The sequence below is a fragment of the Enterococcus pallens ATCC BAA-351 genome (assembly GCF_000407485.1).
GTDB lineage: Bacteria > Bacillota > Bacilli > Lactobacillales > Enterococcaceae > Enterococcus_A > Enterococcus_A pallens.
On sequence record NZ_ASWD01000002.1, the window covers coordinates 923732 to 937941 of the forward strand.

General features: G+C 41.1%; 10 protein-coding genes. All 10 read right to left on the minus strand.

Annotated features, from left to right (window positions below; genetic code table 11):
* Positions 1 to 210 precede the first annotated feature (210 nt).
* The 10 genes from I588_RS10845 to cshA all read right to left on the minus strand — a co-directional run bounded on the left by I588_RS10845 (position 211) and on the right by cshA (position 14073).
* Positions 211 to 2946 (minus strand): YhgE/Pip domain-containing protein, encoded by a 2736-nt coding sequence (locus I588_RS10845; RefSeq protein WP_010756514.1) that lies wholly within the window; start codon positions 2944 to 2946, stop codon positions 211 to 213.
* 158 nt (positions 2947 to 3104) lie between these two features.
* Complete coding sequence (locus I588_RS10850) at positions 3105 to 3428, minus strand: hypothetical protein (protein WP_010756513.1); 324 nt, start codon at positions 3426 to 3428, stop codon at positions 3105 to 3107.
* A gap of 3 nt (positions 3429 to 3431) precedes the next feature.
* The gene (locus tag I588_RS10855) at positions 3432 to 4373 is read right to left on the minus strand and encodes an NADP-dependent oxidoreductase (RefSeq protein ID WP_010756512.1); all 942 of its coding nucleotides are present in this window, start codon (positions 4371 to 4373) and stop codon (positions 3432 to 3434) included.
* A 108-nt stretch (positions 4374 to 4481) separates the two neighbouring features.
* Positions 4482 to 6365, minus strand: a complete 1884-nt coding sequence (locus tag I588_RS10860; protein WP_010756511.1) for an ABC transporter ATP-binding protein — start codon at positions 6363 to 6365, stop codon at positions 4482 to 4484.
* A complete protein-coding gene (locus I588_RS10865; protein ID WP_010756510.1) occupies positions 6352 to 8094 on the minus strand; it encodes an ABC transporter ATP-binding protein in 1743 nt (580 codons plus the stop codon). The genes I588_RS10860 and I588_RS10865 overlap by 14 nt, the downstream gene beginning before the upstream one ends.
* Before the next feature lie 118 nt (positions 8095 to 8212).
* Complete coding sequence (locus I588_RS10870) at positions 8213 to 9673, minus strand: AcpB/EbpR/MafR family transcriptional regulator (protein WP_010756509.1); 1461 nt, start codon at positions 9671 to 9673, stop codon at positions 8213 to 8215.
* Positions 9674 to 10146: 473 nt separating this feature from the next.
* Positions 10147 to 10527: a type II toxin-antitoxin system PemK/MazF family toxin gene (locus I588_RS10875; protein ID WP_010756508.1), complete on the minus strand. Its 381-nt coding sequence runs from the start codon at positions 10525 to 10527 to the stop codon at positions 10147 to 10149.
* A 10-nt stretch (positions 10528 to 10537) separates the two neighbouring features.
* Positions 10538 to 11659 (minus strand): alanine racemase, encoded by a 1122-nt coding sequence (gene alr, locus I588_RS10880; RefSeq protein ID WP_010756507.1) that lies wholly within the window; start codon positions 11657 to 11659, stop codon positions 10538 to 10540.
* 17 nt (positions 11660 to 11676) lie between these two features.
* Entirely contained in the window at positions 11677 to 12027 is a 351-nt protein-coding gene (acpS, locus tag I588_RS10885) for a holo-ACP synthase (RefSeq protein WP_010756506.1), read from the minus strand.
* A 513-nt stretch (positions 12028 to 12540) separates the two neighbouring features.
* Positions 12541 to 14073, minus strand: coding sequence for a degradosome RNA helicase CshA (gene cshA, locus I588_RS10890; protein WP_010756505.1), 1533 nt, complete (start codon positions 14071 to 14073; stop codon positions 12541 to 12543).
* Between the last annotated feature and the right edge of the window lie 137 nt (positions 14074 to 14210).

The window sequence follows — 14210 nt, forward strand, 5'->3', positions numbered from 1 at the left end:
TTTGATTAAATTATGCTAAAAGACAGCTAAGCAAAAAGCTGCTGCCTCCGCTTTTGGCTTTCCCACTTTCTTGCTCATATTCTCAAAAGCTTTGCTTGTTACCAGAGTATTGTGACTTCCCTTCTAACCGGTTACCCAAACATAAAATAGCTTCTTAAGCATGCAACAAAAAAACAGACAATCAACAATAAGATGACTGTCTGCTTTCGCTTAATGGAAGATTTTACTTTCATGGGAAATCTTGGTCAACTTCGCCATTTTTGGTTGAAGAATTGGATACGCCCACGTACCGACGACTCCAAATAAAATAACGATAAATATCATAATTAGTATATCCATTTTGGCATTAGGCCAGTAGATACCACCAGCACTTTCCCGCAACAGATTGACTGCATGGGTAAACGGCAGCCAAGGATTTACTGCTTGGAAAAACTTGCCGGATACTTGAATTGGATAGTTTCCGCCGCCACCAGAGATGGACAGCACCAGTATGATGATGGCAATTCCCTTACCCACTGTTCCAAACAGGGCGACTAGGACATACACCATCATAGTAAAGGCAATGACTATCAACAGAGCAAACAGCACACTCCAGACAGGGTTCTTCACGTAGACACCTAACAGGAAGTAATTTCCCAAGGTAACTACCAAGGCTTGAGCAATCCCCATCGTCATATAAGTCAACATACGAGCACTGAACTGTTCACGTTTCGTATATTTGCCGCGATCCTTTTTATCCAAATAGAAATCCGTAGTTGTTACACTAGAGAATAGAACGGCTCCTACCCATAAACAAAGTGCGGTATAAAATGGGGTACTAGCTGAACCATTGTTGGCAATTGGATACATCGTGTTGGTTTGCAGATCAACTGGTTCAGCAAAGAAATTACTTTCCTTCTGTGCATCCAGCTTCAACAGCTTGATTACTTCGCCAAAATCAATCGTTTGATCCCCTTGATTGATTGCAGCAGCAGCCTTTTGAATTCCGCCGCGAATCGATGGCCAATCATTTTGAATCAAATCCGTCGCCATATTCAGTGCAGATTCGACTTCAGGCATTTTTTCATTGGCTATATTTAAGCCTTGATTAATGTCATTTTTGACCCCTGGCCAATCATTTTGCATGAAATTCGCTGCCTGATTTAACCGTTGTTCAACTACAGGCAATTCATTGTTATACAAGCTAGCACCTGTGTTGATGCCATTTACAATGGTATCCATATGTCCATTTAACAAGACATTGGCATCATGCACCTCTTGCCCAATCGCTGGCATTTGTTGCTGATACTTTTCCAAAATTGGAATTGCATTGGCAACTGTCTTTTGGGTATTGTTCAAAAGAGACGCAAAATCAATTTGTTGCGCTTGATTCAATACTCCTTGCGCAGTCGTGATGGTGCCGATTACTTTGTCTAGGACATCTGTAATGGTTTTAGAAGCTTGATTTACATCAATCTGAGCAACTAGATTAGCAATATTTTTTGAAACAGTTCGAATTTGATCTAGATAAGCTATTGCTTCGGCAGGTGAGCCATTTTGAACTAGATTGTTCAAATTCCCTAGTCGATTGCTCAAATCTCCTAAACTATTTTTTACGTTTCCTAATTGACTAACCATCGTTGCTAAAGCTTGGCTAGCATCTGGCAAATTATTATTGTCAGCATATTCTTTTAACTGATTCAAAAAACCGACTAGATTATCAATTGCACTTTGCTGGGTCGCAATATTTGTCTGGAAGTCTTGAATCAAGGATGCTATGTGCTGCTTCTCAGCAGGTGTCAATTGTTCCTTGTTCAATAGCTCTTGAATGTTGGCTAATAAAGAATCCGTAGCCGTTGCTACTTCGCCAATTGAGCTCAAGGTTGCGCTGGCACTGCTAGCAATACTTGGCACCGCACTCTTTAACTGCTCTGCTCCGTTTTTTGTAGTAGTAGCTAGGTCATCGGCCTGGTTGCCTAATTTTTGTACATCCGGCAGAATTTGCTGAACCTGTTGAATAATTTGCAACCCTTGTTTTGCTTCATTGATGCCATCAGTTAAGGTTTGTTGGATTGAAGCAAAATCTGAATCCACTGTTGCTAGCTGTTGGCCAGCTTGTTGAATTTCTGGAATTTTTTGCTGTAGCGTTAGAATGACACTAGCCTGCTGTTTTAGTTCCGGAAATTTCTGATTCAAGGTGACTATTTTTTGTCCTAAATCATCAATCTGTGGCAAATAGCCTTGTATTTGATTGGCTTGCGCCAGCTTTTGCTTTAGCTCTGGCAGCTTGCCTTGAACCGCTACGATTTCTTGAGTATATTGATCAATTTCGTCCAAATTATCATTGGTCTTAAGGATGAGATCCTTGACTTTGTTTATGCTGACAAGATTTTCGTCAATGTTGTAGCCGATCTCATTGAAGACTGACAGTAACGTTGAGCTGGCTGTTTTGATGAATTCATCTGTGATTTCTTGTTGAATCGAGCTGGCTCCCTTATCTGTAATCTTTGGCGCAATGGCATTGATCTTTTGATTCAAATAATACTCGATCTTGGGTTTCTTAATATCTCCCGAGGTAAAGCTTAGTAAATCCGCTGAAAAGTCTTTTGGTAAATAAATGCCGGCATAGTATTTACCTGATTTTACTCCTTCAACGACTTGCTCCTTAGAATCTACAAACCGCCAGCCTAATTGTTTGTTTTTATGCAGATTATCGATTACCTGATCGCCAATCTCGATGTCCTTTCCCTGAAAAGAGGAACCAGCATCGGCGCTGTAGACAGCAATTGGCAGCTCGCCTGTATTAGAATACGGATCCCACAACGCCTTGATATTAAACCAGGCATACAGCGATGGAATAATCATCAAAGCGATCATCAGTAAGACCGCGATTGGATTTTTGGCAATTCGTTTCCAATCGAGGGCGTATAGTTGAATTGTATGTTTAATTGATTGGAATGGTTTCATTTGATTTCACCCACTAGTTTTATTTTTCGACTGACTTACTTTAGCATGGAAATTTGCCTGATTTCAATCATCTAAACTGCGTGAAATCAACTTTTACGACATATATGACAATCTGTCATAATTGTATCCCTTTCCAAAAATTAAATCTAAAGAAAAGCTTAATGTCCGAGATTTTTAGCCGCTAGAAATTTATCCAGCAAGGCTTCTGCTTGCGCCTCAATTTGCTCCTGATCTCCATCCTTTACTGACAAACGAGTGGTTGGTGTTGTCTCTAAATCCATCAAACGGCTGGGGACAGCTTGTCCGTCTACTACTTCAATCGTAATTTCTGGATGAATCAGCGTCTCCCCGCAAAGTCCTGGCACAAGATACGCCATTTGATACCCTTCCTCCACCATTCTTACCCGATAGTAGCCATCCTCAATAAATTCTTTTTCCGCAGAATAATTCGCTAAGACTGTTTCCCATTTTTTTTGATCCATTTTTTATGCTTCCTCTCTCTCCACCACGAATTTACCAGCTATCGGATGACCCTCAAGCGCTTCATGAGCGGCAATAACACTTTCCAAGGTAAAGGGATATCTTTTGGCAATGGTAATATACAAGTCTGCTTCTTCATAAAGCTGATTAAAAGCTTCTAAGGCTTCTAAATCTGGATAATCCTTTGATGGGGCAAAGTGAAGATAGTTTCCAGGCTTTGACTGATCCTGCGGCAAATCATTCAATACTACATAATTTCCGCCAGGTTTCATGGCTTTTAAGCCTGATTCCGCTGTTCGACTGCCTTTTGTCGCATCAATTACCGTATCAGCTTGCTCTTTAAACAGCTCGCCAACATCCTCTTCATCATAGGCAGCAAACTCATCTGCACCAAATTTACGCACCATTTCTTCATTTTTCTTAGAGGCTGTAGCAAAAACTTTTTTCCCCTGATATTTCAACAGACGAACCAATAATGAGCCGACTGCCCCAGAAGCACCTTGAACTAAAATCGTGTCGCCAATTTCATCCCCTAGTAAATGGGTGACCACATTATAGGCAGTCAACCAAGGAGTAACTGCTCCAGCCGCTTCTGCCCAGCTGATTGAAGGTGACTTCTTAGCCGCCTTTTTACCAGGGACAACAATTTCTTCTCCATAGGTTCCGCCAACAGCATGGACAATAACTCTATCACCAACAACTAGATGATCCACCTGTGCGCCCACCTCTGTTACAATTCCCGCTCCATCATTGCCTAAAACATAAGGAAACTTCAATGTCCGAAAGCTGCTCATGTTGCCTTGACGCAGCGAAACATCATAAGGGTTCACGCCAAAGGCCACAATTCTCACCCGAACATGGGTATCGTCCACTTCTCTTGGCTGAGCGTCTATTTCCTGCAAGACTTCTCTGGCAGGTCCGTAATCTTTCATCGCAAAGCGTTTCATTTTCCTCATCCTTTCTACCTAAAAAAAAGCGGCTAGGTTTACACGAAACCTAGCCGCATACCTATATTAACAATAATACAAAATGGATAACTTGGAAACTATCTAGCTCTAATCCAGCTCAACCTTGCCAGTATATAATTGGTAATACATTCCATGCTCAGCCAGCAAGCTGTCATGGTCTCCACGTTCGATGATGCGACCGTGGTCCATTACCATAATGACATCGGAATTTTGAATAGTTGACAGGCGGTGAGCGATGACAAAGACTGTTCTGCCTTCCATCAACCGATCCATCCCCGTTTGCACAATACTTTCAGTCCGAGTATCAATACTAGAAGTTGCCTCATCCATAATCATTACCGGCGGATCAGCGATTGCTGCTCGGGCAATCGCCAGCAGCTGACGTTGTCCTTGTGACAGCCCTTCGCCATCACCAGTAATTACCGTTTCGTATTTTTCCGGCAAATGCTGGATAAACATATCTGCATTGGACAATTTTGCCGCTTGATACACTTCTTCATCCGTCGCATCTAAACGTCCATAACGGATATTCTCTTTAATCGTACCAGTAAACAAATGCGTATCCTGCAAGACAATTCCCAGTGAATGCCGCAAAGAGTTTTTCTTAATTTTCTTCACGTTAATGCCATCATAACGGATTTTTCCTTCTTGAATATCATAGAAACGATTAATCAGGTTGGTAATGGTTGTTTTACCAGCACCTGTTGCTCCTACAAAGGCCACCTTCTGCCCAGGCTCTGCATAGAGATTAATATCGTGCAGCACCATATTTTTGGCATCATAACCGAAGTTCACGTCTTCAAAACGTACATCACCGGTTAAACGTGTGTAAGTAGTCGTTCCATCTTCATGAGGGTGCTTCCAGGCCCACAATCCAGTTCGTTGATTTGTCTCAATTAGCTGACCATTTTCTTCTTTTACATTGACCAGTGTTACATAACCATCGTCCACCTCTGGCTCTTCATCCAATAATTGGAAAATCCGGTCAGCACCAGCTAAGGCCATAATAACAAAGTTAATTTGTTGGGAAATTTGGCTGATGGGGCCATTTAAGGAACGGCTCAGCTGCAGGAAGGAGGCAATCATCCCTACCGTTAAAGCCGAAACGCCATAGACTGCAAACAAACCGCCAACAATGGCTACTAAAACATATTGAATGTTTAACAGGTTCATCATAATCGGCATCAGCATATTGGCTGTTCCATTGGCTTTGGCTGCACTTTGACGCAGCTTCTCATTAATCTCATCAAACTCTTCAATCGCTTTTCGTTCGTGATTAAAGACCTTAACAACCTTTTGACCATGCATCATTTCTTCGACATAGCCGTTCACTTTCCCCAGATCCCGTTGCTGACTGCCAAAATAGCGTCCGCTTCGTTTCGAAATAAAACGCAGCATCACAAACATCAAGGAGACTGAGAACATAACAAACAATGTTAACGGCACACTGATTGAAAACATCGCGATAAACACCGAAATAAAGGTCACCAAAGCCATCAGCAGGTTAGGAATACTTTGGGAAATCATTTGACGCAGGGTATCGGTATCATTGGTGAAATGACTCATGATATCCCCGTCAGAATTCGCATCAAAGTAACGCAGCGGCAGACTTTCCATATGGGTAAACATGCTGTCGCGAATCGTTTTCTGAGTACCTTCTGACACCTTAACCATGACTAAATTGTAGAAAAGCGTCCCCGCAATACCTACTAAATAAATCATCGCCATCATAATAATTGCCCGCAGCAATCCACTAAAATCTGGATTGGCTTGCCCTAGCATCGGCGTGATATAATCATCAATTACTACTTGCAGGAATAATGACCCTCGTACATTGGCAAAGGCACTAACCAAAATAGCGATAAAAACGACAACAAGCTGAAACTTGTATTTTCTCATCATAATACTCAACAAACGCTTTAACGTCCTGCCTGGACTGGATTTAGCAAATTTTCGATTATTCGGAATCATGGTCACCAAATCCTTTCTGTTGAGAATTAAAGACTTCTTGATAAATCTGGTTATTGGCCAACAACTCCTCGTGCGTTCCAACACCGTTTATCTTGCCGTCATCTAAAACGATGATCCGATCCGCATCTTGAATCGAGCTAACCCGTTGGGAAATGATAAAGGTTGTGGTTCCTGGAATTGCTTGATTTAAACCATCACGAATTGCCCGATCAGTTTTTGTATCTACCGCACTAGTTGAATCATCCAAAATTAAAATCTTAGGTTTCTTCAATAATGCGCGGGCAATTGTCAACCGCTGTTTCTGTCCGCCAGAAACGTTATTCCCGCCTTGAGAGATCATAGTTTCGTACTTATCAGGAAACTCCTGGATAAACGGATCAGCCTGCGCAATTTTTGCGGCTGCCTGAATTTCTTCTTCCGCCGCCTGTTCATTGCCCCAGCGCAGGTTTTCGTTAATCGTTCCACTGAATAGAACATTGTTTTGCAGAACCATTCCGACTTGATCCCGTAATGCTTCTAGGTCATAATCACGAACATCGTGTCCGCCAACCTCCACTCGTCCATGGGTTACATCGTAAAGCCTCGGAATCAGCTGAACCAAGCTGGATTTCGAGCTTCCGGTTCCTCCAACAATCCCTACCACTTCCCCGGAAGGAATGGATAGATCAATATTTTCCAAAACCAGCTTTTCCATATCGTCTTGATAGCTGAAGCACACATCTTTAAATACAACTGAACCATCCGGTACTTCGGTCAATGCGACTTCATTGTTTTTCAAGTCGCTTTCTTCATCAATCACTGCAATAACCCGCTCAGCAGAGGTCCGGGCAATCATCAATTGAACAAAGGTCATAGACATCATCATTAAGCTCATTAGAATTTGCATAGTGTAGTTAAACATACTAACCAGCTCACCCGTTGTTAAAGAGCTTTGTTCAACAATCAATTCGGCACCTAGCCAAGAAATCAGCAGCATACAGGTATAAATAGCAATTTGCATTACCGGCATATTAAAAGCAACAATTCGTTGTGCTTTGGCAAAGTTGTTGTAAACCGCTTGAGAAACCTCGCCAAATTTTTCCTCTTCATGTTCTTCACGAATATATGATTTTACTACCCGAATCCCTTGAAGATTTTCTTGAACAACGTTGTTCAACCGGTCATAAGTGCGAAACACCTTCATAAAAATCGGATAAGCAAAATGAATAATCAAGCCTAAACCGATGCCCAATAAAGGAACAATAATCAAATAAATCATGGATAAACTACGGTTGATATGAAAGGCCATTATTAAAGAAAAAATCAAAATCAAGGGAGAACGAACGAGGATACGAATAATCATTTGGTATGCGTTCTGGATATTGGTTACATCCGTCGTCATACGCGTAATCAAACTAGAGCTGGAGAAACGGTCAATGTTGGAAAAGGAAAAGCCTTGAACCTTTTCAAACAAACGGTGCCGCAAATTCTTCGCAAACCCAGCGGAAGCAATTGCAGCCGTGCGCCCTCCCAGCGTTCCCATAAACAGTGCAAAAATAGCACACAGGAACAGCAGACCGCCATAGCGTAAAATCGTTGACTGATCACTTTTTTGAATTCCTTGGTCAATTAAACTTGCCATAATCAATGGCATGATAACATCCATCAATACTTCCCCCATTGTAAATAAAGGGGTCAACAAACTATCTTTCTTATATTCGCCGACATTTGCCAGCAGCTTTTTCAGCATACATTCACGTCCTTTCACTTCATTACCAGTATAAAAGTTTCTGGCAGGTATTCCTAATAATAGACTCACTTACTCAAAAGAAAAAGAGAGGCACGCCTCCCTTTTTCTTTCTCGATTATTAACGAATCTGTTTAATCACTGAATTAACAATAGAAAAATCGACCTCGGTTAAAAAATCATCTACAATTTGTAAATTAGAATAAGGATATTGCTTCAAGCTATAGTTGGAGATTACTAAATCATACACATCAAAAGCTTCCATCTTTTCCGGTGTTAAATGTAAAACAGATTCATCATACACCGTAATTTCCACCCGATAATAAAAACGGCTTTGGATCAATTCTGAGAGCATCTCACCATGCCGCCGACCAGAGTCGCTGACGATCAAAATTTTAACCTTTGGCGAGAGAACATCTAGATAATGCGCCAGCTGTCCCCATTCGATAAACAAACAACGCAATACTAAAAAGTAAAACTGACTAAACCAGGGGAATGCCATTTCACGTTCTAAATCAATCAACTGCTGTTGAACCGTTCTTGCAAAATGAGGATAATAATGCTGAGCCGAACGACTGAAAAAAGCAGCCTCGTTGAAAAGCATGGCCCGAGAGTAGGGATAAATATAATATCCGCGGTAAATCCGCAACATTTTTTGCGTGAGGTGCTTTTGATTCAATTCCTCCAATGGAATTTTGAAGGTAGAAACCAATTGCTCCAAGAAGCTCTCAATACCTGTACAAACCTGATCGTAGGTTTCTTTCTTGTTGGTGAGAAAGTAATCATAAAACAAGCTATGAATCACTTCCTGGTACCACGTTTTAGTTACTACGTAATCGGAATTTTCAACAGTTGCTTCTGCATAGGTATATAAATCCTTCAGCTTAGCTAGTATTTCCTCATCGGGTTCCTTAATCGTTGGGTTAGACATAATCAGGCCTTGCGAACAACGGATGATAATGATAGAAAGCAGGAAGCTATATTCCATTGTATCCCGGTCATTCATCATGATATCAAAAGCTTCACTGGAACGATGAACAAAGGTTATGATCTTGTCCTTCTCCAGATCAAAAGGCCATTCACTCAATCCATACTTCTCGAGGAATAAATGAACATAGAAGATGCGAACCCAGCGTTCGTCGTCAGCAGTGATGCGAAACGGCTTGCGCTCCAATCGCAGTCCTCTTTTCTCCATGACATCATCAATCTGACGAACCATGCGATAAAAGGTCGCTTCACTAATATACAGCTCATTGATCCAATAATCAGCATCCTCATTCGGGCGGAAAAAGACCCGCTCCAAAAATTGAAAGCTTTCTGACTCTTCCATAATGTCAGCAGCTAAGGGACGGATTTTGTTATGTAAGCTATCATCTAATCGTATACCTTTAGTTCTTGAATATTCAATACCGATCTTATCTTGCCAGTCATGATTGATTGCCTCTATATCAGAAAGGATTGTTTTAGTGGAACAATCCAGCAAATCAGCCAGCAGTTGAGGGTCTTGCCAATCATAGAAATCCCTTAATATTCCAATGATCGACAATCGGCGTTGAATCGTCGTTTTTAATAGGTGCTTCAAGGGAAGCCCTCCTCTGCTAATCATTACGTTGATTTGTTTTTTCTTTCGTTCACTAAAACATATAATCGAAAGAGCACACAGGTATTATACCTAAAACAACTGTTTTTTTCTCGTATAAGCCATCAATTACAAACTTAAAAAAAACAAACATTTCAAATCAAATAATGGTTAAACAATCTTTTCTAGCAAAATTTGTTGTTAAAGTGCTAAAAACGAGAGAGTGAGTCATAAATCCATTGATTTACACGTTCACTCTCTCACTCTAAATAAATTAGCAGTATGCAAAGGCTGCTTATACGATAAATGATAAAATTTCGTGAATGACTGCTTTAACCGTCAAAACTGGACGCATTCTCCATGTCATCTACAGCTTCTTTTTGAGAAACTTGAGAGTATCTAACATATAAGACTAACAGAAAAACGGCTCAACTGTCTACCTAATCCCACATTTTATTTTTATTATCTGAAAAAATTTATGTATAATTTGGCTGGGCGGCAACAACTGAAGAAGATATCTCGATCCCCACACTAACCCGTAATGCCTCATCTACTGATTTCATCATTGCTTTATCAAGATGACAAACCTTTTCTTTTAACCGTGATTTGTCTATGGTTCGAATCTGCTCCAACAAGATGACCGAATCCCTCTCAATCCCTGTTTTATTGGCATTGATACCAATGTGGGTGGGCAGCTTGGGTTTCGCCATTTTAGCTGTAATTGCTGCAACAATAATTGTTGGACTAAAATGGTTGCCTAAATTATTTTGGATCACTAAAACTGGACGGACACCACCTTGTTCTGATCCTACTACTGGAGATAAATCCGCAAAATAAATATCACCACGTTTAACCATGACACTCCTCCTACTCCTTATAAATTCGTGGCACTCTTTCTGAAATCATACAAGCTACTTCGTAATGAATGGTATCCAAATGGTCTGCAACCTCCTGCATCGTAATTTCTGCAGCACCACTTTTCCCGATCAACGTCACTTGAGTTCCCACTTTGTATTCATGGGGCAAGCGAATCATTAATTGATCCATACAAACACGACCGATAATTTCACAATAATTGCCATCTACCAAAACAGAAAAACCTTGCATTTTTCTTAGCCAGCCATCGGCATAACCGATTGGAACAGTCCCTATCCATTCCCTTTCTGGCGTGATATAGGTTTCCCCATAACCTATCCCTTCTCCAGCGGGTAATTCTTTTACTTGGATTAACTCTGAAACAAGCTCCAATGCCGGACTTAATGGATATGCATCTGGTAAAGCATGACCAGATGGATTGAGTCCATACATGGCTACACCATAGCGGATCATATTCCCTGGAAACTCTTTATGCCACAATGCCGTCGCACTGTTGCTGGCATGAATATAACGCGGTTTTTCCTCCAACACATCCAGCATTTTCTTAAAACGCTGGTTCTGCTGCTCCCAATAACGCGTGTCTGGCTCGTCAGCGGTTGAGAAATGAGTAAACAGACCTTCCCACAGCATATTCGGCGATCGCTGGATAAAGTCAGCAGCTTCCTTCACCTCTTCAGGAGTCAAAAAACCAATCCGCCCCATTCCAGTATCTGCCTTAATGTGAAGCTTTAATGGCAAATCCGAACCAATATCAGCAAGCATCTCCTGAGCTTCAATCAGCCACTGCTTTGTAGCAACGGTAATAGATAAATCATAATCCAACACTAACGACAAATAACTTGGAAAAACAACGCTCAAAATCAGAATGGGTTCTACAATCCCAACTTCTCGCAGCTCAATCGCCTCATCCAGGGTAGCTACACAAAAACCAGCAGCACCGGCTGCTAATGCTGTCTGAGCAGTTGCAACTGCTCCATGACCATAGCCTTGTGCCTTTACCACAGCAAATAGCTCTACCTCTTCTGGCAGGCGCTCTATCTCTTGCTTTATGTTCTTCTCGATTGCTTTTCTATGTATAAGTGCTCTTGTTGGTCGATGATACGTTACAACCACGTAAAAATCCTTCTTTCCTATTCTTCTAATAATACTTGGGCAATAGCCAAAGTATCTGTATGGGTTAAGGTCACTAAAACTTTTCCCATGTGTGGAGACTTAGTAAACTGGGGAGCTCCGTTTTCATTACGAAGGATCTCTAGATCTTGAAAGCTTATTTCACCGATACCAGTACCCCAAGCCTTGGAAAAAGCTTCCTTACACGCATACCGTCCTGCTAAAAATTCTACCTTGCGATGAGCAGAATGGCTAGTAAAAAGCGTTAACTCTTTTTCAGTCAATACTCGGGCTGCAAATTGCGGCTTGGCTTCGATGATTTTTGCCATCCGATCCAGTTCCACCGCATCTATGCCGATTCCTTTGATCATGCTTACATCCTTTCCATGTATCACTACTATTTTACCAAAGTCTTCATCAAAATCTATTTATTTTTTTAAAAGAACGCTAAAAAAAGATAAAAAGACTTATGATCGCTGATATCAGTAGGTTACAGCCTCATCATGTCTTGGGTCAATAACGAGCAAAAACAGAAAAAAGGCGGTATATTGCTCTAAGTTACAAGATTCGGTTTTTAAAATTATTTTCCCTTATTACAAATATAATAGAATATGAATGTTGTATCCAGCTATTTCTCATGCTTTTCCGACTATTATAAATGACTTTTCCATCATTTATTCTAATGTTCATTTGTCGATCACGTTTAGAATGTATTATACCGTTTTGAGACCTTCATTAGTAAGAAAGAGTGCAAAACTTTTTTTACTTAAAAATAAGTAATTGTCTTTGCTTTAAAACGAGGATACAGGATTTTAACAGGTTATGCCCTTAGAAGTCAAAAAAAAGAACAATCTGACTGGAATAGTCAGACTGCCCTTTGCTAATTAGTCGTTCGAATTAGTACGAATTACAAAACCACGCTTTTTATCATTGCTGCGGTTGTTGGTCCGTTTTGATCCGCTGTAGTTTTTGTTCTTGTTTGAACGGTCACGATCGCGATCTTTCCGGTAGCCGCCTTCTTTGTTGCGGTTGCGGTTATTGTTGTTTCCACCACGTTTGCCGCCACGGTTAAAGCCGCCTTTTTTGTTTGAAGGCAATGGACGTTCTGGTGTGATCTTCACTGGAACAGCATCAGAAGGATCTTTAGCGACTGTTTTCAATAGTAAAGCAGCCATTTCTTCCGCACTATAAGCTTCCAGCAAATCTCTTGCAGCTTCTGTGTACTTGTCTAAGCTTTCAGCACTGCCGTCTAATTCTTCATGAATTTGTTCAATTGCCGCACCTAATTGGCCTTTGAAGGCTTCTTTTTCGGTTGGCGGACGTAAAGGTGTCATGCGTTTTTTAGTCAAGTTTTCGATGACATGCAGATAGCCCATTTCATTTGGTGTAACAAAGGTTACTGACATTCCGCCTTTACCAGCACGGCCAGTACGACCAATTCGATGGACATAGCTTTCAGGATCTTGTGGGATATCGTAGTTGTATACGTGTGTTACGCCTGAGATATCTAATCCGCGAGCAGCAACATCGGTAGCAACTAAAATATCTAAGTCACCTTTTTTGAATGAACGCAAAACGCTCATCCGTTTTTGTTGTGACAAATCGCCATGAATTCCTTCAGCTTTGTAGCCGCGGGCTTCTAAGCCGCGAGCCAATTCATCAACCCGACGCTTCGTACGACCAAAGACAATTGCTAACTCAGGAGTCTGTACATCAAATAAGCGAGTCATAATATCGAATTTCTCAAAGTCTTTTGCACGAACATAATACTGATCAATTAAATCAGCAGTCATTTCTTTTGCTTTGATTCGCACATGTTCTGGATTATTCATGAACTTGACGCCAATTTTCTTAATTGCATCTGGCATAGTAGCAGAGAACAACAGTGTTTGACGATTTTCAGGGACTTTGCTGATGATTTTTTCGATATCTTCTAAGAAGCCCATGTTCAGCATTTCATCGGCTTCATCTAAAACAAGTGTTTCAACTGTTTCAAGTTTTAGGGTGTGACGATTGATATGGTCCAGCATACGTCCTGGTGTACCCACTACGATATGTGGACGGTCTTTCAAGCCGCGGATTTGGCGACCAATATCAGCACCACCATAGACAGCTTGAACCCGAATTTTTTTGTCGCGACCTAAACGGAATAATTCTTCTTGCGTTTGGATAGCTAGTTCACGGGTAGGTGCGATAACCAGGCCTTGTAGAATTTGTTTCTTCGCATCAATCTTATTCAGCATTGGCAAGCCAAAAGCAGCTGTTTTACCTGTTCCTGTTTGTGCTTGACCAATCACATCTTTTCCTTCTAAAGCTAAAGGAATAGTTTGTTCCTGAATCGGAGTTGCTTCTTCAAAGCCGGCGCGTTCAATGGCTGCTAGTAGTTCTGGTGCTAACTGTAATTCTTTAAATTTCAAATGATATCCTCCTAGTATATGTTGACTTATGTCAGGTGGAGCGTACAGGTCCTCGTATCTATCAATAATCTGCAACTGTCCCTTTTAGTTGCCGTTTATTGTGATACCACCGAAAAACCGCTCCTTGAAGTCAGGCG

What these genes read in the sequence shown, in the direction of transcription:
- I588_RS10860 (WP_010756511.1), bottom strand. Translation starts at nt 6,365, where the DNA reads ATGATTCCGAATAATCGAAAATTTGCTAAATCCAGTCCAGGCAGGACG.
- I588_RS10850 (WP_010756513.1), bottom strand. Translation starts at nt 3,428, where the DNA reads ATGGATCAAAAAAAATGGGAAACAGTCTTAGCGAATTATTCTGCGGAA.
- I588_RS10855 (WP_010756512.1), bottom strand. Translation starts at nt 4,373, where the DNA reads ATGAAACGCTTTGCGATGAAAGATTACGGACCTGCCAGAGAAGTCTTG.
- acpS (WP_010756506.1), bottom strand. Translation starts at nt 12,027, where the DNA reads ATGATCAAAGGAATCGGCATAGATGCGGTGGAACTGGATCGGATGGCA.
- I588_RS10845 (WP_010756514.1), bottom strand. Translation starts at nt 2,946, where the DNA reads ATGAAACCATTCCAATCAATTAAACATACAATTCAACTATACGCCCTC.
- I588_RS10875 (WP_010756508.1), bottom strand. Translation starts at nt 10,527, where the DNA reads ATGGTTAAACGTGGTGATATTTATTTTGCGGATTTATCTCCAGTAGTA.
- I588_RS10865 (WP_010756510.1), bottom strand. Translation starts at nt 8,094, where the DNA reads ATGCTGAAAAAGCTGCTGGCAAATGTCGGCGAATATAAGAAAGATAGT.